Origin of the sequence: Streptomyces sp. NPDC048479 (assembly GCF_040651435.1) — a bacterium.
Classification (GTDB): Bacteria; Actinomycetota; Actinomycetes; order Streptomycetales; family Streptomycetaceae; genus Streptomyces.
In genome coordinates this window covers 242323-267037 of record NZ_JBEZKA010000002.1, presented here as the reverse complement: position 1 = coordinate 267037, position 24715 = coordinate 242323, and the positions used below count along the sequence as shown (strand labels likewise).

Sequence of the window (24715 nt, the reverse complement as noted above, 5' to 3'; positions counted from 1 at the left end):
CTACTTCTCCTGTGCCTTCAGCTCCGGGCGGCCGGGCTGCTCGCCGCCGCGCTCCTTGATGTACGTCTCGGTCGGGACCATCACCTTGCGCCGGAAGACGCAGACGAGGGTGCCGTCCTGCTTGTAGCCCTTGGTCTCGACGTAGACGATCCCGCGGTCGTTCTTGGACTTTGACGGAGTCTTGTCGAGGACCGTCGTCTCGCCGTAGATCGTGTCGCCGTGGAAGGTCGGCGCGACGTGCTTGAGCGACTCGACCTCCAGGTTGGCGATGGCCTTGCCGGAGACATCCGGGACCGACATGCCGAGGAGCAGCGAGTAGATGTAGTTCCCGACGACGACGTTCTTCCCGAAATCGGTCGTCTTCTCCGCATAGTTGGTGTCCATGTGGAGGGGGTGGTGGTTCATGGTGAGCAGACAGAAGAGGTGGTCGTCGTACTCGGTGACCGTCTTCCCGGGCCAGTGCCGGTAGACGGCGCCGACCTCGAACTCTTCGTATGTGCGTCCGAACTGCATCGCTTACGCCTCCGGGGCTTCGAACTTGGACGTGCGCTGCAGGCCCGCCGCGCGGCCCTTGCCCGCGACGACCAGTGCCATCTTGCGGCTGGCCTCGTCGATCATCTCGTCGCCGAGCATCGCCGAGCCCTTCTTACCGCCGGCCTCCGAGGTGCACCACTCGTAGGCGTCCAGGATCAGCTCGGCGTGGTCGTAGTCCTCCTGGGAGGGCGAGAAGACCTCGTTGGCGGCGTCGACCTGGCCGGGGTGCAGCACCCACTTGCCGTCGAAGCCCAGCGCCGCCGCACGGCCCGCGACCTCGCGGTACGCGTCCACGTCGCGGATCTGCAGGAAGGGGCCGTCGATCGCCTGGAGGTCGTGCGTACGGGCCGCCATCAGAATCCGCATCAGGATGTAGTGGTAGGCGTCCGCGCCGTAGCCGGGCGGCTGCTGGCCGACGACCAGCGTCTTCATGTTGATGGAGGCCATGAAGTCGGCCGGGCCGAAGATGATGGTCTCCAGACGCGGCGAGGCGGCGGCGATCTCGTCGACGTTCACCAGACCCTTGGCGTTCTCGATCTGCGCCTCGATGCCGATCCTGCCGACCTCGAAGCCCATCGTCTTCTCGATCTGGGTCAGCAGCAGGTCGAGCGCCTTGACCTGGGTGGCGTCCTGGACCTTCGGCAGCATGATGCAGTCGAGATTGGGGCCCGCGCCCTCGACGACCGTCACCACATCGCGGTACGTCCAGTGCGTCGTCCAGTCGTTGACCCGCACGACCCGGGTCTTGCCCGTCCAGTCGCCATTGTTGAGCGCGTCGACGATGGTGTGCCTGGCGCCCTCCTTGGCGAGCGGCGCGCATGCGTCCTCCAGGTCGAGGAAGACCTGGTCGGCCGGGAGGCCCTGGGCCTTCTCCAGGAAGCGCGGGTTGCTGCCCGGCACGGCGAGGCAGGAACGCCGCGGACGGAGACGGTTCACGGGCGTGGTCATGCGGGGACCTCCAGAGGGTCGAGCTTGTTCGCTTTCCGGATCTCGTCGACGATACGGCCGATGATCTCCGTGATGCCGAAGTCCTTCGGGGTGAAGACGGCGGCGACACCTGCCGCCTTCAGATCGGTGGCGTCGGCGTTCGGGATGATCCCGCCGACGATCACCGGAATATCGGCCGCGCCGGCCTCGCGCAGCCGGTCCAGCACATCGGGGACCAGCTCGGCGTGCGAGCCGGAGAGGATCGACAGGCCCACACAGTGGACGTCCTCCGCGAGCGCGGCGTTGACGATCTGTTCGGGCGTGAGCCGGATGCCTTGGTAGACCACTTCGAAGCCCGCGTCACGGGCGCGTACGGCGATCTGCTCGGCGCCGTTGGAGTGACCGTCCAGGCCGGGCTTGCCGACCAGCAGCCGCAGCCTTCCGGAGCCCAGCTCGTCGGCCGTACGCGACACCTTCTCGCGTACGAGAGCGAGCGGCGTGCCCTTCTCGGCGGTGACCGCGACCGGCGCGCTGCTCACGCCCGTCGGCGCGCGGAACTCGCCGAACACATCGCGCAGCGCCCACGACCACTCGCCGGTGGTGACACCCGCACGGGCGCACTCGACGGTGGCGGCCATCAGGTTGGTGGAGCCCGCGGCCGTCTTCTTCAGCGCGGCCAGGGCCTCGCTCGCCCGGGTCTCGTCGCGATTGTCGCGCCACTCGTGGAGCTTTGCGACGACGCGCGCCTCGTTCGCCGGGTCGACCGTCATGATCGCGGTGTCGAGGTCCGCGGTGAGCGGGTTCTCCTCGGTGGTCTCGAAGATATTGACGCCGACTATCTTCTCCACGCCGCCCTCGATCCGGGCCCGGCGCTCGGCGTGCGAGGAGACCAGCTGCGACTTGAGATAGCCGGACTCGACGGCCGCCATCGCGCCGCCCATCTCCTGGATCCGGCCGATCTCGGCGAGGCACTCGGTGACCAGGGACTCCACCTTGGCCTCGATGACATGCGAGCCCTCGAAGATGTCCTCGTACTCCAGCAGATCGCTCTCGTGCGCCAGCACCTGCTGGATACGGAGCGACCACTGCTGGTCCCAGGGCCGGGGCAGACCCAGGGCCTCGTTCCACGCCGGGAGCTGTACGGCCCTGGCGCGCGCGTCCTTGGAGAGCGTGACGGCCAGCATTTCGAGAACGATGCGCTGGACGTTGTTCTCCGGCTGGGCCTCGGTCAGACCGAGGGAGTTGACCTGGACGCCGTAGCGGAAGCGGCGCTGCTTCTCGTTCTCGATGCCGTACCGCTCGCGCGTGACCTGGTCCCAGATGCGGCCGAAGGCACGCATCTTGCACATCTCCTCGATGAAGCGGACGCCCGCGTTCACGAAGAAGGAGATACGTGCGACCACATCGCCGAACTTCTCCGCCGGCACCTGGCCGGAGTCCCGTACCGCGTCGAGCACGGCGATCGCCGTGGACATCGCGTACGAGATCTCCTGGACCGGAGTGGCGCCCGCTTCCTGCAGGTGGTAGCTGCAGATGTTGATCGGGTTCCACTTGGGGATGTTGGCCACCGTGTACGTGATCATGTCGGTGGTCAGGCGGAGCGAAGGACCGGGCGGGAAGACATGCGTCCCGCGCGACAGGTACTCCTTGACGATGTCGTTCTGCGTCGTCCCCTGGAGCTTGGTGATGTCGACGCCCTGCTCCTCGGCGACCACCTGATAGAGCGCCAGCAGCCACATGGCGGTGGCGTTGATGGTCATCGAGGTGTTCATCTGCTCCAGCGGGATGTCCTGGAACAGCCGGCGCATGTCACCGAGATGCGAGACGGGGACCCCGACCCGGCCGACCTCACCGCGGGCGAGGATGTGGTCGGGGTCGTAGCCCGTCTGCGTCGGCAGGTCGAACGCGACCGACAGGCCGGTCTGCCCCTTGGCGAGGTTGCGCCGGTAGAGCTCGTTGGACGCCTCGGCGGTCGAGTGACCGGCGTACGTCCGCATGAGCCAGGGCCGGTCCTTCTGACGTTCAGTCATCTAAGGGCCTCAGATGTTCCGGAAGCGGTTGATGGCGTCGATGTGCTTCTCGCGGAGCTCCTCGTCGCGCACACCCAGACCCTCGCGGGGTGCCAGTGTCAGCACGCCGACCTTGCCCTGGTGCAGGTTGCGGTGCACGTCGTACGCGGCCTGGCCGGTGTCGTCGAGGGAGTAGACCTTCGACAGCGTCGGGTGGATCTTGCCCTTGGCGACCAGTCGGTTGGCCTCCCACGCCTCGCGGTAGTTGGCGAAGTGCGAGCCCACGATCTTCTTCAGTGACATCCACAGGTAGCGGTTGTCGTACTCGTGGTTGTAGCCCGACGTCGATGCGCAGGTGACGATCGTGCCGCCCTTGCGGGTCACGTACACGCTCGCGCCGAAGGTCTCGCGGCCCGGGTGCTCGAAGACGATGTCCACGTCCTCGCCGCCGGTCAGCTCACGGATGCGCTTGCCGAAGCGCTTCCACTCGCGCGGGTCCTGGTTGTGCTCGTCCTTCCAGAACTTGTAGCCCTCGGCGTTGCGGTCGATGATCGCCTCCGCGCCCATCGCGCGGCAGATGTCCGCCTTCTGCGGGCTGGAGACCACACAGATCGGGTTGGCGCCACCGGCCAGCGCGAACTGGGTGGCGTACGAGCCGAGGCCGCCGCTGGCGCCCCAGATCAGGACGTTGTCGCCCTGCTTCATGCCCGCGCCGTTGCGCGAGACGAGCTGGCGGTACGCGGTGGAGTTGACCAGGCCCGGAGCCGCGGCCTCCTCCCAGCTGAGGTGCTGGGGCTTGGGCATCAGCTGGTTGGACTTGACGAGCGCGATCTCGGCGAGACCGCCGAAGTTCGTCTCGAAGCCCCAGATGCGCTGCTCGGGGTCGAGCATCGTGTCGTTGTGGCCGTCCGAGGACTCCAGCTCGACCGAGAGGCAGTGCGCGACGACCTCGTCGCCCGGCTGCCAGGCGTTGACGCCGGGACCGGTGCGCAGCACGACGCCCGCCAGGTCGGAGCCGATGATGTGGTACGGCAGGTCGTGGCGCTTGGTGAGCTCGGAGAGCCTTCCGTAGCGCTCGAGAAAGCCGAAGGTGGACATCGGCTCGAAGATCGAGGTCCAGACGGAGTTGTAGTTCACCGAGCTCGCCATGACCGCGACGAGGGCCTCGCCCGGGCCGAGCTCGGGCACCGGCACGTCCTCGACATGGAGGGACTTGCGGGGGTCCTTCTCCCGGGTCTCGAGGCCGGCGAACATCTCGACCTCGTCCTTGTGCACGGTCACCGCGCGGTAGGACTCGGGGATGGGCAGTGCGGCGAAGTCGGCGGACTTGCTGTCCGTCGACTGGATCGCGTCCAGGATTTCCTTCACGGGGTGCCTCCGGCGAAGCGCGTTTGAGGGAACGCTGAGGGGAAACGTCGGGGTGGTGCTGCTGTGGAGGTGTGCCGTCGGTTCGGCGGGTGGTGCTGTGGCAGCGCTGGTGGGCGCGTGAGGTTGCCTGTGACGCAGGCGTCCGGGCGCACAAACCGATGGTTTGCGGGGACAGCCGGCGTACGAAAGGTCTCTGCACGCCGGCCGCCCGGACAACATCAACGTATGGCACCCCGTGCCAGGCCGCAAGACACTCGGTGCCAGGAATTTCTCTCGCTTGTCATCTGGCGGGCACGTATGAGCAACAAACGGCCGTCCCGGAAGAAGAGAATGTCACGTTCCGTGTGCTCTTGTGTGCGGTCGGTTCGCACCCTGGCGTGGGTCGACGCCGCTGACGGTACCCACCGGCTCGAGGGTGGCGGAACTGATGGTGCGTCAAGAGGGCTGATTCATCGGGGGGATTGGCCGGCGGTGATGCGGAGCGGCCAACAGGTCTCCCAGACGCGCCGGATACAGCGCGATCGCCGCACTCGGCTCGCGCACCGCCGCCCCGACAGCTGCCCGATCTTGTCCAGCCGGTACAGCAGCGTGTTGCGATGCACTCCGAGGCGCTCCGCCGCGCGCAGCAGACTGAAACCGCCCTCGCTCCAGGCGATCGGCGTCTCGCGCAGCGCCGCCCAGTCGCCACGCTCACGCAGCGTGCCGAGCACTGACTCCGTGTACCGGGAACGCTCCTGGCGCGCCGCCGCCACCAGCTGCGGCACGCGCAGCCCGGCGACCGCGAAGACCCTGGCGCCCGGGTTCAGCGCCGGGCCGTTCCGCAGTGCGGCGGCCGCGTCCCGGTACGAGCCGCACATCCCCGCCACGCCCGTCCCCGGGTCCCCGACCGCGATCCGGGCATCCAGGCCGTGCCGCTCTCCTATGACCTCCACCAGCCACTCGCACCGCTCGAGCAGGAGAGCGCCGCCGACGGCGGCCGAGGCGTGCAGGACGGCGGGCCGGGGCCATCGGGCCCGGGCCCGATGGCCCCGGACGGACTGCCGCTCATCGGACGCGTACCCGGCACATCCGGGGTGTTGCTGGCCACCGGGCACAACATGCTCGGCCCGGCGCGCACCGCCAGGAGGCGGTGGGGCGGCGCGGGCTTGACGCCTGCGGCGGGCCTTTTCCCCGTCCCGCCCCTTCTCGTACCGGGGGCAGGCCCCCAGACCCCCGGTACGGCCTTCGGCCGTGTCCTCAATCGCCGGACGGGCTGGATATGCCAGGGCAGATCAAGCCCCGCCGGCGATTGAGGCGCGGGGTCCGGGGGGAGCCCCGGGGTCAGGCCCTGCGGTCGCCCAGGGCCCGCTCGATGGTGCGCATGACCTCGTCCAGCGGCGCGTCGGTACGGGCCACCGTCACCAGGACGTTGCCACTGGTCCGCGCCGACACCGCCGCGGGACCCGGTCGCTCGGCCTGCGCGGTGCGGCCCGCCCCGATGCCCGTGCCGAAGGCGTCGCGGACGATCGCGAACGCGTGGTCCAGCTGGGACTCCACATCGCCCTGGCCGCCCGCCCGCAGCCAGCGGCGCAGCACATGGTTGTGCGCCGTGACGACCGCGGACGCGGCCACCTCCGCCAGCAGCGGATCGTCGTTGCCGTCGTGGTGGTCGCGCTCGTCGAAGTGGCCCAGCAGATAGCGGGTGAACAGCCGCTCGTAGCGGGCCACCGAGGCGATCTCCCGCTCCCGCAGCGTGGGAACCTCACGGGTCAGCCGGTAGCGCTCGACGGAGACCGCCGGAGAGGCCGCGTACATCCGCATGACCTCCTTGATACCCCTGCAGACGGTGTCCAGCGGATGCTCATGGGCGGGGGCCGCGTTCAGCACCGCCTCGGCCCGTACGAGCGTGTCGTCGTGGTCCGGGAAAATCGCCTCTTCCTTGGAACGGAAGTGGCGGAAGAAGGTCCGGCGGGCGACCCCGGCGGTGGCCGCGATCTCGTCGACGGTCGTTGCCTCGTACCCCTTGGTCGCGAACAGCTCCATCGCCGCGGCCGCCAACTCGCGCCGCATCTTGAGGCGCTGAGCGGCGGCGCGGCTGCCTGCCGCACTTTCCGGAGCGTCGGGAGTGGCCTTGGCGCGGGTGGACTTGGCGGGCTGGGGCATGACCTGAACGTACTGCATCTGTGCAGGAGAGCGCGCCTGCGGGGACGGGCCGCCCGAAGGGCCGAGCAGCCCGCCCCAGCCCGCGCCGCGATCAGCGCCGGGCATATTCGCGGAAGCCACGCCCCGTCTTGCGGCCGAGGCAGCCCGCGGCGACCAGGTGCTCGAGCAGCGGCGCCGGGGCCAGGCCCGGGTCGCGGAATTCGCGGTGCAGAACCTTCTCGATGGCGAGCGAGACATCGAGTCCGACCACGTCGAGGAGCTCGAACGGGCCCATCGGATAGCCGCCGCCCAGCTTCATCGCGGCGTCGATGTCGTCGAGCGTGGCGTAGTGCTCCTCGACCATCTTGATCGCGTTGTTGAGGTACGGGAAGAGCAGGGCGTTGACGATGAAGCCGGCCCGGTCGCCGCAGTCCACCGGGTGCTTCTTGATCTTCGTGGTGACCTCGCGGACGGTGGCGTGGACCTCGTCGGAGGTCAGCACCGTCCGGACCACCTCGACCAGCTTCATCGCCGGGGCCGGGTTGAAGAAGTGCATCCCGATGACGTCCTGCGGGCGCGAGGTGGCGCGGGCACAGGCGACGACGGGCAGCGAGGAGGTGGTGGTGGCGAGCACCGCACCCTCCTTGCAGATCTTGTCGAGGGTGGCGAAGAGCGCCTGCTTGATCTCCAGATCCTCGGCCACGGCCTCGACGGCGAGGTCGACCTCGGCGAAGGCGTCGAGCGAACCGGCCGGTGTGATCCGGGCCAGGGTCGCCGCACTGGCCTCGGCCGTCATCCGGCCCTTGTCGACCGAGCGCGCAAGGGACTTGGCGATACGGGCCTTCGCCGTCTCCGCCTTCTCCGGGCTGCGGGCGGCGAGCACGACGTCGTAACCGGCCTTGGCGAAGACCTCCGCGATACCGCTCGCCATGGTGCCGGAGCCGGCCACGCCGACGGAGCGGACCTCGCGGCCGCCCGTTGACGCCGCTTCCGGCTGCGGCGTGAGGGCGTCCGGGACCAGCACCGAGGTGTCGGGAGCGGCGTACGTGTAGAAACCGCGGCCCGTCTTGCGGCCGGTCAGGCCCGCCTCGCTGAACTGCTTGAGGATGGGGGAGGGCGCGTGCAGCCGGTCGTGGGACTCGGCGTACATCGCGTCCAGGACGGTACGGGCGGTGTCGATGCCGATCAGGTCGAGCAGGGCGAGCGGGCCCATCGGCAGTCCGCAGCCGAGCTTCATCGCGGCGTCGATGTCCTCGCGGGAGGCGTACTTGGCCTCGTACATCGCGGCGGCCTGGTTGAGGTAGCCGAACAGCAGACCGTCTGCGACGAAACCGGGGCGGTCGCCGACCGCGACGGGCTCCTTGCCGAGCTCGCGGGCGAGCGCGGTGACGGTCTCGACAGCGAGCGGGGAGGTCAGCACCGAGGAGACGACCTCGACGAGCTTCATGGCCGGGGCAGGGTTGAAGAAGTGCAGGCCGAGCACGCGCTCCGGGTGCTCGGAGTCGGCGGCGAGCCGGGTCACCGAGAGAGCGTTGGTGCCGGTGGCGAGGATCGCGTCCGGGCGGACGATGCCGTCCAGCGCACGGAAGACCTGGTGCTTGGCCTCGTACGACTCGGGCACGACCTCGATGACGAGATCGGCCTCGGCCGCGGCCTGCAGATCGGAGAAGGTACGGAAGCGGGCGAGGGTGTTCCGGCGCTCCTCCTCGGTGATCCGCTCGCGCTCCACGGCGCGGGCGGTGGAGGCCTCGAGCGCGGTGACGGCGTGGCGGGCCGCGCTGTCGCTGATGTCGATGCCGATGACCTCACGGCCGGCGTGGGCGAGGACTTCGGCGATGCCGGTGCCCATGGTGCCGAGGCCGACGACGGCAATGGTGTGGAGAGGGGTGTCCATCGGGGGACTCCAGGGATGAGTGACGACTGATGAGGAGCGCGCGCGAGCGGGAACGCCGAAGGGCGCGTGCCTGGCGGCATGACTGCGCAGAACCGCGCACGGAAATTCGGCGCACGGCAAATGCGTCTCGTGGTGCGGGGCCGACGGACTCTGTCCCTGAGTCACGTCGTACGTGGTGCAGAACTACCGAACCGACAAAGCACTCGCGGCGGCTGCGTCACCAGGCCACCGTGAGCTGCGGGGGTTACCCGCTCACCTGAGGTTAACTCGCTAGTAACGAGCGCGCCAGGCCTGGGCGGGTGTGATCTGGATCGCCGGTCCGTGGCTGGCTCTCGCCGGTCTCTGGCCGGTTTCGGCCGGTCTCCGGCCGGCCTCGGGTTGATCCCTGGTGGTTCCTGGTTGGTCCTGGCAGGTCCTTCGCCGGTCTCTCGCCGATACGCTGGCCGCCATGGACGAGGAGTTACGGTCGCTCGCGGGGCGGCTGCGCGGTGAGTCGGGCGGCTCGGTGGCGTATGAACGGCTACTGGTGACCGAGGACCGGGAGGAGCTCGCCGGAGTCCTCACCGAACATGAACGGCCTCTGTGGGCACGGGAGATCGCCGCCTTCCGGCTGGGATGCGCGGGGGACCGGCGGGCCTTCGAGGCGCTGGTACTGCTCCTCAACCACCGCGATCCCGGGCGCTGTGTCTCGGCGGCACACGCTCTGGCGAGGCTGAACGACCCCCGCACGCCCCGGGCGGCGGCCGCCCTCGCCACGAATGAGCTGCGCGTCGCCTACGCCCTGCTCCCGGTCCGGCTGCTCACGCGGCTGCACGCGCCGGAGTCCGTACCGGCGCTGATCACCGTCCTGAGACGCAGGCTCGCTCCGGGTGACCCGCACTGGCGGGTGGCCCTTGCCTGCGTCGAGGGCCTCGGCGCACTGGGTGACAAACGAGCGGCCGGCATCCTCCGCTCGGCCCGCACGCACCCCCGGCTCATGGCGGCGGCGGAGGCGGCACTGGCCCGGCTGGACTGAGCGGCTGGGAGGGGCCGAGAGGTGGGCGGCTGGGCCGAGGGCCGAGCTGAACCGGCTGGGCGGCGCGGCTGGGTGCGGGCCGCACGGTGGCGCGGGCTCGGCCCGACCGCGTATGGCTCTACACGGTCAAGGCGCGGGCGTACCGAACCTCCGGGACCGCAACGCCGTCCACCTCGAACGGCTCCTCCGCGCCGTCGGGTGTGAAGCCCGCCTTCTCGTAGAAGCTGCGCGCGCGGTCGTTCTCCTTGAGGACCCAGAGCCGCATCTCAGGGAACCCGTCAGCCGTGGCCCGCTCCGTCAGCTCCGCCATCAGCGCCCGCCCCACGCCCGTGGATATCTGTTCCGGCAGCACGTAGATCGTGTACAGCTCGCAGATACCCGCCGTCGCGTCCTCGTCCCCGCTCGGTCCGCAGCAGCCCCACCCGACCACTTCGCCGTCCCGCTCGGCGACCACATTGGTCACCCGCCTGCCACCCTTCGCGAGGAAGGCGCGGCGCTTCGCCGCGTCCTCCTCGATGCTCATCGCGTCCAGGTACGACGACGGCATCAACCCGGCGTACGCGTGCTGCCAGCCCCGGACCCGGACCGTAGCGACCGCTTCGCAGTCGTCGATGCCCATGTCCCGTATACGTACCGGCATCCGCTAGCCCTCCTCTCCGGTGATCGCGAACGCCTCGATCTCGACGAGCAGTTCGGGCCGGAACAGGGCCGCCACCTGGACCGCCGAGCTGGCCGGCAGCCGTCCGGCGTCGATCACCTCGTCCCGCGCCGCACGGACCGCCGGAAGGTGCGCGACATCGGTGACGAAGTACGTCAGCTTGACCACATCGTCGAAGGAGGCGCCCGCCGCGGCCAGACAGCGGCGGAGGTTCTCGAAGACCTGCCGCGCCTGCGCCGCCGGGTCTCCCTCGCCCACGACCTTGCCGTCCTGGTCGAAGGCGCACTGCCCCGATATCGCCACGAACCGGCCGGTGCCCCAGACGACATGGCTGTATCCCGTGCCGGGAGCCACGCCTTCGGGAGCCTGTACATGCGTGAGTCGCGAAGTCATGCGTTCATCCTTGCGCACACCACTGACAATCCCGATCAATTTCCCGGCCCGCCCGCCTCAGAGCAGAGTCAGCTGCGTCGGCTCCGGCGTTGCGAGCTCCGGCTCCTCCGGTACCGGGACCCGCCGCGGCACACCCCGGTCGGTCGGGCCTATGCCGAACTCCCGGGCCAGTTCATGGACATGGCGCGTGATCCGGCGCTGGTACCACTTCGGCGCATACGCTCCCTCCGCGTACAGCCGCTCGTAACGCCGTACCAGATGCGGATGGTGCTGTGCCAGCCACGCCATGAACCACTCGCGCGCACCCGGCCGCAGATGAAGGACGAGCGGCGTCACCGATGTCGCTCCGGCCGCGGCGATCGCCCGTACGGTCGCGCGGAGTTGGTCCGGGTGGTCGCCGAGGAACGGGATGACCGGCGCCATCAGCACCCCGCAGCCGATGCCGTGCTCGGTGAGGGTGCGTACGACGTCGAGACGCCGCTCCGGCGAGGGTGTGCCCGGCTCGACCGTCCGCCACAACTCGGGGTCGGTGAAGCCGACCGAGACGGAGATCCCGACCTCGGTCACCTCCGCAGCCTGCCGCAGCAGCTCCAGATCGCGCAGGATCAGCGTGCCCTTGGTGAGGATGGAGAACGGGTTCGCATGGTCGCGCAGCGCGGTGATGATGCCCGGCATCAGCCGGTAGCGCCCTTCGGCCCGCTGATAGCAGTCGACGTTCGTCCCCATGGCGATATGAGCGCCCTGCCACCGCCGGGACGCCAGCTGCCGGCGCAGCAGCTCCGGCGCGTTGATCTTCACAACGATCTGGGAGTCGAACCCGAGCCCGGTGTCGAGGTCCAGATAGCTGTGGGTCTTGCGGGCGAAGCAGTACACACAGGCGTGCGTGCAGCCCCGATAGGGATTGACCGTCCACTCGAACGGCATCCGCGAGGCGCCCGGCACCCGGTTCAGGATCGAACGGGCGCGGATCTCGTGGAAGGTGATACCCCGGAATTCGGGGGTGTCGAAGGTCCTGGTGGTCACCGCGGACGTAGCGAAAAGCGCGGTGTCCCCGGCCATCGTGGGGTTCTCGACCAGATTGTCCCAGCGCATGAGCGGCTCCTCGGTAGCACTGGCCACAGAATAGAACACATGTTCCCTTGATCGCTTGCGCCACCGATTCCCTGGTGACGGTCACCGACAGGTGGCCGTTGGCAGCGACGCCAGTTGGCCACCTCGGATGGTCGGCGCGACCGAGTGCCCGGAGTGGCTGTGAGCGCGCTTTCGTGCGTCGGTCACAGACTCGTGAGGAGATCGTCGAGCGGGGTCGGTACCTGTTCGGGGTCAAGGGCCTCGACGAGGAGGCGGCCGTAGCGGATCTTGCGGCCTTTCTTCGTGCCGAGGAAGCGCCGCAACTGCTGCTGCCGGGGCCGACCGTGCTGTGCGGGCTGGCGCAGGAAGGTCTGCCAGGCGCGGAGGTCGCCCTCGGCCCGGACGATCTCCTCGACTCTTGCTGTGCCCAGCGCGCGGATGAGCTCGTCCTCCAGGTCCGTCACGCACACGAAGAAGCCCCGGTGCGGCACCCGTGCCCGCTTCAGGCCGCGGTCGTAGAAGCGCTGCTCGCCCTCGTCGCACAGTCCAACCAGGCGCAGGCCAAGGCCGGGTGGCCCGAGGAGGCCGGCGTAGCGGCCGACGCTCATCGCCCCGCCCATCGGCACGACGCACACCCCCTCGGCGGCCAGGTCCCGGCCACGCCGTGCGGCCAGAGCCTCGACGGCCGCGAGGTCACTCGGCCCTTCCAGCAGCACCGCCGTACGCACCCTCAGTCGTACAGCCAGCTCACTCGCCGACCCGCCGGGGTCGCCGTTCGCCCAGCCACTGACCGCGTCCCGGAATGCCCGTATGTCCGCCATGGGGCGAGTCTGCACCTCCACCGACGGCACGGCACGGAATATTCGACGGCCCCACTCGACATGCCCGACGCCCTCGTCACCTGGGCAGCCATCACCCTGATAATCCGTCCCATCACCTGACTCCGGCGCTCACCACACTGCTTCGATGCTGGCGGAGTCTCGGGCTCCGATGCCGGAGCGGCCAACTATTTCTGACAACGTGGCCAGATACCGCTGACCAGCAGGGTCCGTGACCTGGGGCTTACTGCCCGTGCGGGTGAACCGGCCGCTGGCCGGCCGCGAACGAGCTTCGCCGTCGGCGTACTGATCGCTCCCGCTGTTCGCTCCCGCCGCCTACGGCCCGGCGTCGAAGAAGCCGGACTTCAGGTCCCCGATCACGGCGTCGAGTGGATGCCCATTCACGATGAACGGTCCACTCCAGGGCGCGCTGAGTGCGAAGAGCAACGCCAGGCTCAGCCCGACCACACTCGCAATGCCCACGACGAGCAGTGACGTTCGCAGGCTGCTGCGGAAGATTAGTGCGCCGGCGTTCACGATCAAGGCCAGTCCGCTGGCCACAAGCGTGACGACGTAGAGCGCGGGAACGTCACGCGAGGCGGCCGCGACGCGGGCGCGACGACTACTGGTGACGCTGTCCAGGGAAACCAGCAGCTCCGTGCTCGCCGGGGTTCCCAGCTCGGGCCGGGCCGCCTCGGCGCGCACGTTCCGCTCCAGCCGTGCGATCGCGCGAGCGGTGGCCGGGTCGTCACCGGACGCCGCTGCCGCACCCTCCCATTCCCCGACACGTGTGGTCTGCAAGTAGTCCATCAGTGCCGCATGGATCGGCTCCGACTGGACTCGCGGACTGGTCGCCGCCCACGCCAGGCGAGAGGCTGCGGCCGCCTCGTCGCTCACCAACCCCTCTGCTGCGCGCAGATAGCCGGCCTCGCTGGCCAGTGAGAGTGCCGCAAAGATCGCGAAGGCAGCGCCGAGTGTAGGCATCAGGGGCGTGGCGATCTGCGGCACCCGGTCCTGTTCCCCGACCGGTACGAGCGCACGGACGCCGACCCGCGCCACGGACGCGACGAGTAAGGCGAGGAAGAGCCAGCCCACAACCAGCACCACCGCCGGCAGCGAGATCAACCAGTTCACCACATCACCTACAGCGCGTTTCCACGAGCGTCACACGGCGGCGAAACATCGGCCCCCGCGACCTGGAGCTCCTCATCGATCACCTTCAACGAACGCTCCATGATCACAGGTCGAAGACCTCTGCTGTCCGCCCAAGGTTGCGAGACGAAGGCCCGACGGTCTTCTCCGCGACGAGCCCCTGCCGCTGCATCCACGGGGGCCGTTCCGGCCCGACTACGACGCGCCCCTACGAATAGGCCAGGACCTCGCCGGCCGTGACCTGGGGAGGGTTGGGGAGCAGGGAGGCGAGGTGGTCGCGTACGAAGTCCACCGCTTTGTCGGTCGACGCTTCGGCGCCGGCCCGGTCCTGGAAGACAGTCGTCGAAACCAGTACCCCGCCCCCGGCGTCGAGCCAGTAATAGGCCACGAAACCTTGGACCTGGCGGAGGAGCGGCACGAACCCCTCGTTCACCTGGCGTCCCGCCTCGGCCGGATCAGTCACCCCTTCGTACCGCCGAATCACTGCGTACATGGTTGATCTCCTCATGGATCGCGGGACCGTCTTCTGTGGAGACGACGTACCCGCTGCGGCACGTGCGGCGTGCGCGCGCCGTGCGGTAATCACCGGAAGGGCCTCCATCGGTAATCCAAACGGCGGCTTCCGGCGCCGTCCCGGTGCCCTCTCCGGCGCCCGCCAGCATGCGGCGCACCTCCGCTTCGGCGTCCGGGGCGGCCGCGCCGCAGGCGTCCTCGTCCGTGACTCCAGGAATTCCCAGCGGTCGGTGCCGCGATCGCGTCGTCCCGCGCCGCGGCTCGGCGCGGGACGCACCCACTGCCACCGTTGCTGATCCGTACGGGCATTGTGGCCGGAATCTCGATGCTCTGACTGACGCTCTCTCCGGTGGCCCCGGTGGCCCCGGTGGCCCCGGTGGCCCCGGTGGCCCCGGGGGCCCGGCAGGCGACGGCTACCGCTTTGAGTGGGGTGCAACCACGAGGCTTCTCGTCGTCGACTCAGGGATGGTGCAGCAGCGCCACCGTGCCCGCTCCCACCAGGGCGGGCAGCGCATAGAGGTCCCGGTCTCAGCGCATCGACGGCGGGATCTCGCGCCATCGCGACCCGCCTGGGCTGCCTGCGGGAGCGTCCGTAGCGCCGCCGGTGCGCGGGGCACGGCGCCTCGGTCCGCGACGTACCCGCGTCCATCCGGGTCCGCACAGGGAAACCCACCAGCCAGAGCACCCCCCACGCCCCCCGGCCCACGGTGACCACGGGTGCGGTGTCCCGGGGTCCGCACAGGGAAACCCACCAGCCAGAGCACCCCCACGCCCCCGGCCCAGGGTGACCACGGGTGCGGTGTCCCGGATTTGGGAGGTCGGACCCGAGGTGATTGGCTAGCGGCACCCCCGAAGAACCGAGTGCTGGAGGAACGCGAATGGCGCAGGTCGAGGCCACCACGGAACGGATCATCGCGGCAGACGCGGAGAAGGTGTTCGATGCGCTGGCCGACTACGAGAACACCCGCGCCAAGCTGCTGCCCGAGCACTTCAGCGAGTACGAGGTCCGTGAGGGCGGCGACGGCGAGGGCACTCTCGTCCACTGGAAGCTCCAGGCGACCAGCAAGCGGATCCGCGACTGCCTGCTCGAGGTGACCGAGCCGACCGACGGTCAACTGGTCGAGAAGGACCGCAACTCCTCGATGGTCACCACCTGGACCGTCACCCCGGCCGGCGAGGGCAGGTCGAAGGCCATCGTCAGCACCGTCTGGAACGGCGCGGGCGGTATCGGCGGCTTCTTCGAGAAGACCTTCGCGCCCAAGGGACTTGGCCGGATCTACGACGCGCTGCTCGCCAAGCTGGCGGCCGAGGTCGAGAAGTAGCCCGTGAAGTAGCCCTGCGGGGTTGCGGTAACGCTCACCGTTTCGAGTGGTTTTCCCCGCGGCACCGTGATGCGCCCCGCGCACCACGGGTCGCGGGAAAGCCCCTGATGAGCGCCCGAAGTGCGCCCCGCCAGAGCCAGTTGGGCCCGGTCGTGCGCCCCCGGCACGGATAGCGTCCCGCTTGCTCCCCCTTGGCGTGGAATGCGAAGAATTGCGCCGCGCAGGCGTGACGAGGGGAGCAGATACGTGGGCGGCATCACTCTGGTGAAGGACGAGCAGACGGCTCCGGCTGCGGCTGCACCGCCTCCGCCTGCCGGACCGGCCGGGGCCACCGCGCTCAGCCCGCGCCGCGTACGCCTCGTCTTCATCGGGCTGATGCTCGCGCTGCTGCTCGCCGCGCTCGAGCAGATGATCGTCGCCACCGCCCTCCCGAAGATCGTCGGCGAACTGCAGGGCCTGGACCGGATGCCCTGGGCGATCACCGCCTATCTCCTCACCGCCACCATCGGCCTGCCCGTCTACGGCAAACTCGGTGATCTCTTCGGCCGCAAGGGCGTCTTCCAGTTCGCGATCGTCGTCTTCGTCATCGGCTCCGCGCTGGCCGGCCGGTCGCAGAGCATGGACCAGCTCATCGCCTTCCGCGCCATCCAGGGCATCGGTGCCGGCGGCCTCATGATCGGCGTGCAGGCGATCATCGCGGACATCGTGCCGCCCCGGGAACGCGGCCGTTTCATGGGCCTCATCGGTGCCGCCTTCGGGCTCGCCTCCGTCGCGGGACCACTGCTCGGCGGCTTCTTCACCGACCACGCCTCCTGGCGCTGGTGCTTCTACTTCAACGTCCCCTTCGGCCTGGTCACCCTGATCGTGGTCACCGCGGTGCTGAAGCTCCCGAAGCCTGCTGCCAGAGCCCGGCTCGACGTCCTCGGCGCGCTGCTCCTCGCCGCCGCGTCCACCTGCCTCGTCCTGCTGACCAGTTGGGGTGGTACCGAGTACGCGTGGGGCTCGCGCGTCATTCTGGGACTGGCGGCCGGGGCTGCGGGAACCATCCTGCTCTTCCTGGTCGTTGAGTCCTTCGCCCCCGAACCGATCATCCCGCTCCGGCTGTTCCGCGAGTCGATCTTCACCATCACCAGCCTCGTCGGCGCCATCGTCGGCGTCGCACTCTTCGGCGTGGCCAGCTATCTGCCGACGTTCATCCAGATGGTCGACGGAGCCAGCGCCACCGAGTCCGGGCTGCTGATGCTCCCGATGATGGGCGGCATCGTCGGAGCCTCGGTCATCTCCGGCCGGCTCATCAGCCGTACCGGGCGTTACAAGATCTACCCCGTCCTCGGCAGCGCGATCTCGGCCGTCGGTATGTGGCTGCTGTCGCGCCTTGACGCCGACACACCCCGGCTCGACCACAGCCTCGGGCAGGCCGTGCTCGGCGTCGGCATCGGACTGGTGCTGCCGGTGCTGATCCTCGCCGTGCAGAACGCCGTACCGCCCGCCGACCTCGGCACCGCCACCAGCGCCAACAACTACTTCCGGCAGATCGGCGGCAGCGTCGGCGCCGCCGTCTTCGGCACGCTCTTCGCCAACCGGCTCACGGACGCGCTCGCCGACCGCCTCCCGGCCGGCGCGGGCCTGCCCACTCAATCCATTCCGAACGTCGAATCCATCACTCCGCAGATGGTCCGTGCGATGGAGCCCGCGCTGCGTGACGCCTACATCCAGGCGTACGCAGACGCGATGCCGCGGATCTTCCTCTATTTCGTGCCGGTGCTCGCGCTCGGCCTCTTCATCGCCTTCTTCCTCAAGGAGAAACCGCTGGTGTCCCAGAACGCCCAGGCCGCCGAGCCCGCTGTCACCTCCGCCTCCGTCCCGTCGGCCCGTGCCGCGCGCGCCGATCGCGCCGCGCGCACCACGCCCGCGTACACCTCCGGCGTCCCGGTCTGCGGCACCGTCCAGCACCACGACGGCAGTACCGTCCCGCGCGCCGCCCTGACCCTCATCGACGTACAGGGACAGCAGATCGGACGCGGCGCGAGCGGCGAGGACGGGCGGTACGCGCTCAGCGTGCCGGGCGCCGGCTCGTACGTCATGATCGCGGCGGCCGGTGGACACCAGCCGCAGGCCGTCACCGTCACCGTCGGCGAGCGGCCCGTCGAGCTCGATGTGGTCCTCGGCGGCGCGGGCAGGCTCGCCGGGACCGTCGTCACGGCCGACGGATCGCCGGTACGCGACGCGGCTGTCACCCTCACCGACGTACGCGGCGACGTCGTCGTCACCACCCGCAGCGGCCGCGAAGGCGGTTACGCGATCACGGAGTTGGTGGCGGGGGAGTACACACTGGCCGCGAGCGCGCCCGCCTTCCGCCCCGCCGCGCAGACCGTGAGCGTGCAGGCGTCCCGCGAGACCCGGCAGGACATCGAGCTCGCGGGCGGAGCCGTGCTGCGCGGCACCGTACGGGCCGGTGGCGGCCGTCCGGTCGAGGAAGCGCGGGTCACGCTGCTCGACGCGGCGGGCAATGTGGTGGACACCCTCACCACGGGCCCCGACGGCAGCTTCCGGTTCGTGGATCTGTCGTCGGGGGAGTACACGGTGATCGCGGCGGGTTACCCGCCGGTCGCGACAGTACTGCAGGTCGCGGGCGGCGGACGGGCCGAGCGCGATCTCCAGCTGGGGCACGAGGACTGACAATTCGTCAGTTTCACGCGGGGGCGCACCACCCATTTCGGCGTTGCCCGGCGCGATTCCCGCGCCGCGCCGTACCGTAGAGGCAAGGCCGCAGATCCTGGCGGCGGGGAAGGAGCCTCCCACCTATGGGCAGTGGTGTTCCGCCGACACCGCCACGGGAGTACGCCGTGGCCGGCCGGATCCCGCTTGCCGTGGTCGTCGTGGACGGCGACGGCTTGGTGTCGCACTGGTCGACCGGTGCGAAGCGCCTCTTCGGTCCCACCAGGGAGCAGGCGGTGGGACAGCCCGCCGTCGAACTGCTCCCGGTCACCGGCGCGCTCGCGGGGGACGGTGAGTACGAGGCGTACCACGACTACAGCGGTCTGGGCCCGGGCCTCGACGCCTCACTGAACGGCCTCACCTCCTACCCCGCGGCAGGCCGGGCCCGCCTCTCCGAAGCCGGACGCGACCGGGTCGATGTGCTGTGGTGGGCGTACCCCATGATCGGTCCGGGCGACGAGCGTCTGCTCGTACTGGCCGCGGACGCCGCGCAGTTCGGCCCCGAGGACGAGAGTGTCGAGCGCATCGCGCCCGGATTCGCCCTGCACACCGAGTTTCCCGGCTCCGACGAGCTGGCGCGCCGGCTCCCCGAGATCCTGCCGAGCATGAGCGTCCCGGAGTCGGCGCGGATCGTCTCCCAGATCCTGGACCTGGGCTATCCCGTGCTCGAGTTCAGCCATCACGACCGGGTGCCGGTCACCCCGGACTGGGGTGTCCCCAGGCGTACGGAGCGCAAGGCGCGGCAACGGGCCGCAGAGGAGGCGGCAGCGGCGGGGCAGCCGGTCGACACGGCCGATCTCCAGCAGGATCTCGAGTACGCCGCGGTCCGTGAGCGGCTCGAATTCCTCAACGAGGTCAGCGGCCGCATCGGTTCCTCGCTCGACCTCGCCCGTACGATTCAGGAAGTCAGCGCGGCCGTCGTGCCGCGCTTCACCGATGTCGCGGGCACCTATCTGCGTGAACAGGTCATCGCGGGCGAGGGCTTCCCCGACGGACCGCCGGACGCGACCACCATGTGGCACCGCGTCGCCGTCGAGCATGTGGACGAGCCGGGCCGCTGGGACGACGTGGTGCCGGTCGGCGAATCCATGCCGTTCCCCGAGCGCACCCCGTTCTTCCAGTGCATGACCACCGGCGATCCGGTGCTGGTGCCGCGTATCAGCGAGCAGATGGGCAATGCCATCGCCTCGCAGTTCGAGAAGCGCGACATCCGGCCGCTGATCACCAACCGTTCGATGCTCGTTGTGCCGCTGAAGGCGCGCAATGTGGTGCTGGGCTTCATGATCCTGCTGCGCCATGCGGGGCGCGCTCTGTTCAACGACATGGACCGGGTCACCGGGGCCGAACTGGCCGCCCGCGCCGGGCTCGTCCTCGACAACGCCCGTATGTACACCTACCAGGAGAGTGTGGCCGAGACCCTCCAGGACTCGATGCTGCCGCAGGTCACCCCGCGGATGGCCGGCTGTGACACCGCCACCCGCTATCTGCCGGGCACTCTGCTGGGGCGGGTCGGCGGCGACTGGTTCGACTCCGTCAAGCTGCCCGGCTCGCGCACCGCGCTGGTGGTGGGCGATGTGATGGGGCACGGGCTCAACTCTGCGGCGATGATGGGCCAGTTGCGTACGGCGGTACAGACCATGGCCGCCCTGGACCTGCCACCCGAGCAGCTTCTGCGGAACCTCGACGACCTCGCCCAGCGCCTCGGCGAGCACTACCTCGCGACCTGTCTGTATGCGGTCTACGACCCGATCCGCAATGAACTCCGGATGGCGAACGCCGGCCATGTGCCCCCGGTGATCGTCCGCGCGGCGGACGGGCGCAGCGAGCTGCTGGAACTGCCGACCGGTGCGCCGATCGGCGTCGGCGGAGTGCCGTTCGAGAGCGTACGAGTGCCCGTGGCACCCGGCGACCGCCTCGTGATGTGCACCGACGGCCTGGTGGAGGTCCGTGGCGAGGACATAGGCGTCGGGCTTGCGACGCTCTGCGAATCCGCGGCCCATCCCGCCGCCTCCATGGACGACGCCTGCGACACCATCATCCGCTCGCTGAACGTCCGAGGCGGACGCAAGGACGACGTCGCCCTGCTGATGGCCCGGCTGAACGGCATCGAGGCCGAGTCGGTGGCGGCCTGGGAGCTGTCGCTGGAGCCGCGCGAAGCGGCGCGGGCCCGGCGGCTGGTCCGTGGACAGCTGCGGTCCTGGGGACTCGCTGATCTGACGGAGATCGTGGAGCTGCTGGTCAGCGAAGTGGTCACCAACGCGGTGCGGCACGCGCAGGGCCGTCGCGCTGAGCTGCGGCTGGTACGGGCCGGATCCCTGCTGTGTGAAGTGGCCGACGAGGACCACACTCTGCCCACGCTGCTCGACGCCCGCCCCGACGCCGAACTGGGCCGGGGGCTGCACGTGGTGAGCAGCCTGGCGCGGGAGTGGGGCACCAGCCGGACAGCCGACGGCAAGACGGTCTGGTTCGAGCTGGCGCTGCCGTAGCCGCGCTCGGTGCGGGTGCGGGTGCGGGTGCGGGTGCAGGTGCGGGCTCGGCCGCGGACTCGGCTGTGGGCTCGAACGCCACGTAAAGGAATGCGCCGGGTACTTGTCGCCGTAACTCGTGAGCGATAGACCGATCTTGACGTCGTGTCATATCCTGGGGAGCTGGTCATGAGCGTGACGAGTCGGTACAAGGACGCCTGGGAGGGCTTCTGGAGCGAGGCCTCCGGCGAGCCGGGCGAGGTCTTCTGGGATGCGGAGCCGGCACTCACAGCGGGACCCCATCTCGCGGTCTACGAACCGCATGTGACGGATCCCGGGCTGACTCTGGTGGATCTCGGCTGCGGCAACGGCACACAGACCCGTTTCCTGGCCGACCGCTTCCCTCAGGTGCTCGGCCTGGACCTGTCGGCCGCCGCGATCGAGCTGGCCAGAGGGCAGGACAAACAGAGCGAGACACGGTTCCGGGAGATCGACGCGGTGGACGGGGCCATGGTGGCGCAGCTGCACGCCGAGCTCGGCGACACCAATGTCTATATGCGCGGGGTGCTCCACCAGTGCGACGCGGAGGACCGGCAGGCGCTGGCCGACTCGATCGCCCTACTGGTGGGTGAGCGTGGACGCGCCTTTGTGGTGGAGCTCGCGGAGGCGGCCGGGCAGCATCTGAGGACCCTGGCGCAGGCACCGGCGGGACCGCCGCCGAAGCTTGAGCCGGTGTTCCGCCACGGCCTCCAGCCGGGTTCGGTGCCCGACGCGGACGTGGCGGAGTTCTTCACCACGGCGGGACTCGGGGTGATCGCTCGAGGTGAACTGCCGCTGACGACAACGGAGTACGCATCGGACGGCTCCCGCATCGAGCTGCCGTCGACATGGCTGATCCTCGGCCGGAACGGGTAACGCCCGAACTGCCTCTTCCCGGTCTGGCAACCGCCGACGAGAGGAGGGCCTGTGGTGCGCCGTCGCCGTCGCCGGTCTTGCCCTGCTTCCACCGCTGGGCTCCGCACCCGGTGCGGCGGCGGACGGGCATTCGCCTGCTGTGACATCTCACCGGGGGTGTATACGGCGACGGCCACCAGAACGGCGCCGCAGACGAGGACTCCCTCTCCGTCAAGTCCAAGGCATTCGCGACGAGCCTTTGACCATCAGGACAGAGAGCCCGGACAACCCCTATTGCAAGTGTGACGACGGGTCCACCGTGTACGCGGGACACACGACATTGCGGGACGGCATCCCGGGCGGGACGTACTCGCTCACCGTGGTCAGCCACCACGGCGAGAAGACCAGCAAGGCACAACTGGTCGTGGCGGGCGAACCTGTCACGCACTACCGCCTCTGGCTGATCGGGGCAGCCGTCGTCCTGGCGTCGGCAGGGGCCGGAGGGCTTGTCGTGCGCCGCCGCCGTCGGCCTGAGAGCGCCGGACAGGCGTAGGCCCCTTCGTTTCGGCGGCCGACCGGACTCCCTTGGCCGAGCCGACCGGCATTCGGCGGACCAGACCTCTGGCACTGTCAACAGTCCTGGCCGGGGCGTTCGCCGACGCGTACCGTGATGCCGTGAAGATCCTCATCAGCGCCGACATGGAAGGCGCCACCGGTGTGACCTGGCCGGCCGATGTGCTGCCCGGCACCCCCCAGTGGGAGCGCTGCCGGTCCATGTTCACTTCCGATGTGAACGCAGCGGCCCTCGGTTTCTTCGACGGTGGTGCCGATGATGTGCTCATCAACGAAGCGCACTGGACCATGCGCAATCTCCTGCTCGAGCGGCTCGACGAGCGGGCCCAGATGCTCACCGGCAAGCACAAGTCACTGTCCATGGTGGAAGGCGTGCAGCACGGCGACGTGGACGGCATCGCCTTCGTCGGCTACCACACCGGCGCGGGCACGGAGGGCGTGCTGGCGCACACCTACCTCGCCAACTCCATCACCGGCGTGTGGCTGAACGGCGCGCGGGCGAGCGAGGGCCTGCTCAACGCCCATGTCGTCGCGGAGTACGGCGTGCCGGTGGTGCTGGTCACCGGCGACGACCTGACCTGCGTGGATGCCGGCGGCTATGCGCCGGACGCCCGCAAGGTCGCGGTGAAGGACCATGTGTCGCGGTACGCGGCGGTGTGCCGCACTCCGGCCCGTACCGCCTCCGACATCCGCGCCGCCGCGAAGGAGGCCGCGGCACTCGCCGTACGGCACGAGCCGGTGCGCGGCGGCCCGTTCACCGTGGAGCTGGAGTTCGACGCGGAGCATCTCGCGGCGGCCGCGACGGTCGTCCCCGGGGTGACAGGCAGCGGTGAGCGACGTGTCGCGTACACCAGCGAGACGATGTATGAGGCCATTCGCACCTTTAAAGCGGTCACGACGATCGTCTCTGCGGCGGTGGAGGAGCAGTATGGCTGACGTGACAACGCCCATGGACAGCCGGGCACTCGACGAGGTGGTCACCTTCACCTCCGAGCTGATCCGCATCGACACCACCAACCGCGGCGGCGGGGACTGCCAGGAGCGGCCCGCCGCGGAGTATGTCGCCGAGCGGCTGGCCGGCGCCGGCCTCGAACCCACCCTGCTGGAGCGCACGCCCGGGCGCACCAATGTCGTCGCCCGGATCGAGGGCACCGACCCGTCCGCCGACGCGCTCCTCGTCCACGGCCATCTGGACGTGGTGCCTGCAGAGTCCGCCGACTGGTCCGTGCACCCCTTCTCCGGAGAGGTCCGCGACGGCGTGGTGTGGGGCCGGGGCGCGGTCGACATGAAGAACATGGACGCGATGGTCCTCGCGGTCGTACGGGCGTGGGCGCGCGCGGGTATCAGGCCCCGGCGCGACATCGTCATCGCGTACACCGCCGACGAGGAGGCCAGCGCCGTCGACGGCTCAGGCTTCCTCGCCGACCACCATCCCGGCCTCTTCGAGGGCTGTACGGAGGGGATCAGCGAATCGGGGGCCTTCAGCTTTCACGCGGGACCCGGGATGACGCTCTACCCGATCGCGGCCGGAGAGCGCGGCACGGCATGGCTCAAACTCACCGCACGGGGCACCGCCGGCCATGGCTCCAAGGTCAACCGCGCCAATGCGGTGAGCCGGCTGGCCGCAGCCGTCGCCCGGATCGGCGAGCATCAGTGGCCGGTGCGCCTCACCCCGACCGTACGGGCCGCGCTGGCCGAGCTCGCCGTACTGCACGGCATCGAGACCGATGTGCACGCGGACGGCTTCGACGTGGACGCGCTGATGGCGAAACTCGGCCCGGCCGCCGCGCTGGTCGAGCCGACCGTGCGCAACAGCGCCAACCCGACGATGCTGGAAGCCGGTTACAAGATCAACGTCATTCCCGGGCACGCCATCGCGTATGTCGACGGGCGGATGCTGCCCGGCGGCGAGGCCGAGTTCCACGACACGATGGACCGGCTGACCGGACCGGACGTCGAGTGGGAGTTCCACCACCGCGAGGAGGCTCTGCAGGCCCCCGTCGACTCCCCGACCTACGCCAGGCTGCGGGCGGCCGTCGAGCGCTTCGACCCGGCCGGCCATGTCGTGCCGTACTGCATGCCGGGCGGCACCGACGCCAAGCAGTTCTCCCGGCTCGGCATCACCGGCTACGGCTTCTCACCGCTGAAGCTGCCCGTGGGCTTCGACTACGCGGCGCTGTTCCACGGGGTCGACGAGCGCGTCCCGGTCGAGGCACTGCACTTCGGCGTAAAGGTTCTCGACCACTATCTGCGGTCCGCATAGGGCCTGG

At 69.7% G+C, this 24715-nt stretch carries 21 protein-coding genes; 8 read left to right on the top strand and 13 right to left on the bottom strand.

Annotated elements, in window-relative coordinates:
- The 7 genes from AB0D12_RS04025 to AB0D12_RS03995 all read right to left on the bottom strand — a co-directional run bounded on the left by AB0D12_RS04025 (position 1) and on the right by AB0D12_RS03995 (position 8853).
- The gene (locus tag AB0D12_RS04025; protein WP_362676821.1) at positions 1-513 is read right to left on the bottom strand and encodes a MaoC family dehydratase; all 513 of its coding nucleotides are present in this window, start codon (positions 511-513) and stop codon (positions 1-3) included.
- 3 nt (positions 514-516) lie between these two features.
- Positions 517-1482, bottom strand: coding sequence for a CoA ester lyase (locus AB0D12_RS04020; RefSeq protein WP_327326957.1), 966 nt, complete (start codon positions 1480-1482; stop codon positions 517-519).
- The gene (locus tag AB0D12_RS04015) at positions 1479-3491 is read right to left on the bottom strand and encodes a protein meaA (protein WP_362676819.1); all 2013 of its coding nucleotides are present in this window, start codon (positions 3489-3491) and stop codon (positions 1479-1481) included. The genes AB0D12_RS04020 and AB0D12_RS04015 overlap by 4 nt, the downstream gene beginning before the upstream one ends.
- Positions 3492-3500: 9 nt before the next feature.
- A complete protein-coding gene (gene ccrA / locus AB0D12_RS04010) occupies positions 3501-4838 on the bottom strand; it encodes a crotonyl-CoA carboxylase/reductase (protein ID WP_362676817.1) in 1338 nt (445 codons plus the stop codon).
- A gap of 449 nt (positions 4839-5287) precedes the next feature.
- Positions 5288-5770, bottom strand: a complete 483-nt coding sequence (locus AB0D12_RS04005; protein ID WP_362676815.1) for a helix-turn-helix domain-containing protein — start codon at positions 5768-5770, stop codon at positions 5288-5290.
- 388 nt (positions 5771-6158) lie between these two features.
- Entirely contained in the window at positions 6159-6980 is an 822-nt protein-coding gene (locus AB0D12_RS04000; protein WP_362676813.1) for a TetR family transcriptional regulator, read from the bottom strand.
- A gap of 91 nt (positions 6981-7071) precedes the next feature.
- Entirely contained in the window at positions 7072-8853 is a 1782-nt protein-coding gene (locus tag AB0D12_RS03995) for a 3-hydroxyacyl-CoA dehydrogenase family protein (protein ID WP_362676811.1), read from the bottom strand.
- Positions 8854-9301: 448 nt separating this feature from the next.
- On the opposite strand from AB0D12_RS03995, the gene AB0D12_RS03990 reads away from it, so the two are divergent.
- On the top strand, positions 9302-9868 hold the full coding sequence (locus AB0D12_RS03990; protein WP_362676809.1) for an adenylosuccinate lyase: 567 nt from the start codon (positions 9302-9304) through the stop codon (positions 9866-9868).
- A 118-nt stretch (positions 9869-9986) separates the two neighbouring features.
- Here the strand turns inward: AB0D12_RS03990 and AB0D12_RS03985 are convergent, their stop codons facing one another.
- The 6 genes from AB0D12_RS03985 to AB0D12_RS03960 form a co-directional block, all read right to left on the bottom strand.
- Positions 9987-10508, bottom strand: a complete 522-nt coding sequence (locus AB0D12_RS03985; RefSeq protein WP_362676807.1) for a GNAT family N-acetyltransferase — start codon at positions 10506-10508, stop codon at positions 9987-9989.
- Positions 10509-10511: 3 nt separating this feature from the next.
- Positions 10512-10919, bottom strand: a complete 408-nt coding sequence (locus AB0D12_RS03980; protein WP_362676805.1) for a RidA family protein — start codon at positions 10917-10919, stop codon at positions 10512-10514.
- A 57-nt stretch (positions 10920-10976) separates the two neighbouring features.
- The gene (locus tag AB0D12_RS03975) at positions 10977-12011 is read right to left on the bottom strand and encodes an Rv2578c family radical SAM protein (protein ID WP_362676803.1); all 1035 of its coding nucleotides are present in this window, start codon (positions 12009-12011) and stop codon (positions 10977-10979) included.
- Between the two features lie 182 nt (positions 12012-12193).
- A complete protein-coding gene (locus tag AB0D12_RS03970; RefSeq protein WP_362676801.1) occupies positions 12194-12811 on the bottom strand; it encodes a TOPRIM nucleotidyl transferase/hydrolase domain-containing protein in 618 nt (205 codons plus the stop codon).
- A 333-nt stretch (positions 12812-13144) separates the two neighbouring features.
- Entirely contained in the window at positions 13145-13942 is a 798-nt protein-coding gene (locus AB0D12_RS03965) for a hypothetical protein (RefSeq protein ID WP_362676799.1), read from the bottom strand.
- A 226-nt stretch (positions 13943-14168) separates the two neighbouring features.
- A complete protein-coding gene (locus AB0D12_RS03960) occupies positions 14169-14453 on the bottom strand; it encodes a hypothetical protein (protein WP_362676797.1) in 285 nt (94 codons plus the stop codon).
- A gap of 898 nt (positions 14454-15351) precedes the next feature.
- Here AB0D12_RS03960 and AB0D12_RS03955 point away from each other — a divergent pair.
- The 7 genes from AB0D12_RS03955 to AB0D12_RS03925 all read left to right on the top strand — a co-directional run bounded on the left by AB0D12_RS03955 (position 15352) and on the right by AB0D12_RS03925 (position 24708).
- Positions 15352-15795, top strand: coding sequence for an SRPBCC family protein (locus AB0D12_RS03955; RefSeq protein ID WP_362676795.1), 444 nt, complete (start codon positions 15352-15354; stop codon positions 15793-15795).
- Between the two features lie 246 nt (positions 15796-16041).
- Positions 16042-18474 (top strand): MFS transporter, encoded by a 2433-nt coding sequence (locus tag AB0D12_RS03950; RefSeq protein WP_362676793.1) that lies wholly within the window; start codon positions 16042-16044, stop codon positions 18472-18474.
- Between the two features lie 125 nt (positions 18475-18599).
- Positions 18600-20999 (top strand): SpoIIE family protein phosphatase, encoded by a 2400-nt coding sequence (locus AB0D12_RS03945; RefSeq protein ID WP_362676791.1) that lies wholly within the window; start codon positions 18600-18602, stop codon positions 20997-20999.
- Between the two features lie 168 nt (positions 21000-21167).
- A complete protein-coding gene (locus AB0D12_RS03940; RefSeq protein ID WP_362676789.1) occupies positions 21168-21893 on the top strand; it encodes a class I SAM-dependent methyltransferase in 726 nt (241 codons plus the stop codon).
- A gap of 238 nt (positions 21894-22131) precedes the next feature.
- Positions 22132-22425, top strand: a complete 294-nt coding sequence (locus AB0D12_RS03935; RefSeq protein ID WP_362676787.1) for a hypothetical protein — start codon at positions 22132-22134, stop codon at positions 22423-22425.
- A 122-nt stretch (positions 22426-22547) separates the two neighbouring features.
- Positions 22548-23381 carry a M55 family metallopeptidase gene (locus AB0D12_RS03930; protein ID WP_362676785.1) on the top strand — a complete coding sequence of 278 codons (834 nt, stop codon included), beginning with the start codon at positions 22548-22550 and terminating at the stop codon, positions 23379-23381.
- On the top strand, positions 23374-24708 hold the full coding sequence (locus tag AB0D12_RS03925; protein WP_362676783.1) for a M20/M25/M40 family metallo-hydrolase: 1335 nt from the start codon (positions 23374-23376) through the stop codon (positions 24706-24708). Before AB0D12_RS03930 ends, AB0D12_RS03925 begins: the two co-directional genes overlap by 8 nt.
- Positions 24709-24715: the final 7 nt, after the last annotated feature.

Excerpts from the sequence above, each read along its gene's own strand:
- AB0D12_RS04025 (WP_362676821.1), bottom strand. The coding sequence starts at position 513 with ATGCAGTTCGGACGCACATACGAAGAGTTCGAGGTCGGCGCCGTCTAC.
- AB0D12_RS04020 (WP_327326957.1), bottom strand. The coding sequence starts at position 1,482 with ATGACCACGCCCGTGAACCGTCTCCGTCCGCGGCGTTCCTGCCTCGCC.
- AB0D12_RS04015 (WP_362676819.1), bottom strand. The coding sequence starts at position 3,491 with ATGACTGAACGTCAGAAGGACCGGCCCTGGCTCATGCGGACGTACGCC.
- AB0D12_RS04000 (WP_362676813.1), bottom strand. The coding sequence starts at position 6,980 with ATGCCCCAGCCCGCCAAGTCCACCCGCGCCAAGGCCACTCCCGACGCT.
- AB0D12_RS03995 (WP_362676811.1), bottom strand. The coding sequence starts at position 8,853 with ATGGACACCCCTCTCCACACCATTGCCGTCGTCGGCCTCGGCACCATG.
- AB0D12_RS03990 (WP_362676809.1), top strand. The coding sequence starts at position 9,302 with ATGGACGAGGAGTTACGGTCGCTCGCGGGGCGGCTGCGCGGTGAGTCG.
- AB0D12_RS03985 (WP_362676807.1), bottom strand. The coding sequence starts at position 10,508 with ATGCCGGTACGTATACGGGACATGGGCATCGACGACTGCGAAGCGGTC.
- AB0D12_RS03980 (WP_362676805.1), bottom strand. The coding sequence starts at position 10,919 with ATGACTTCGCGACTCACGCATGTACAGGCTCCCGAAGGCGTGGCTCCC.
- AB0D12_RS03975 (WP_362676803.1), bottom strand. The coding sequence starts at position 12,011 with ATGCGCTGGGACAATCTGGTCGAGAACCCCACGATGGCCGGGGACACC.
- AB0D12_RS03970 (WP_362676801.1), bottom strand. The coding sequence starts at position 12,811 with ATGGCGGACATACGGGCATTCCGGGACGCGGTCAGTGGCTGGGCGAAC.
- AB0D12_RS03960 (WP_362676797.1), bottom strand. The coding sequence starts at position 14,453 with ATGTACGCAGTGATTCGGCGGTACGAAGGGGTGACTGATCCGGCCGAG.
- AB0D12_RS03955 (WP_362676795.1), top strand. The coding sequence starts at position 15,352 with ATGGCGCAGGTCGAGGCCACCACGGAACGGATCATCGCGGCAGACGCG.
- AB0D12_RS03945 (WP_362676791.1), top strand. The coding sequence starts at position 18,600 with ATGGGCAGTGGTGTTCCGCCGACACCGCCACGGGAGTACGCCGTGGCC.
- AB0D12_RS03940 (WP_362676789.1), top strand. The coding sequence starts at position 21,168 with ATGAGCGTGACGAGTCGGTACAAGGACGCCTGGGAGGGCTTCTGGAGC.
- AB0D12_RS03925 (WP_362676783.1), top strand. The coding sequence starts at position 23,374 with ATGGCTGACGTGACAACGCCCATGGACAGCCGGGCACTCGACGAGGTG.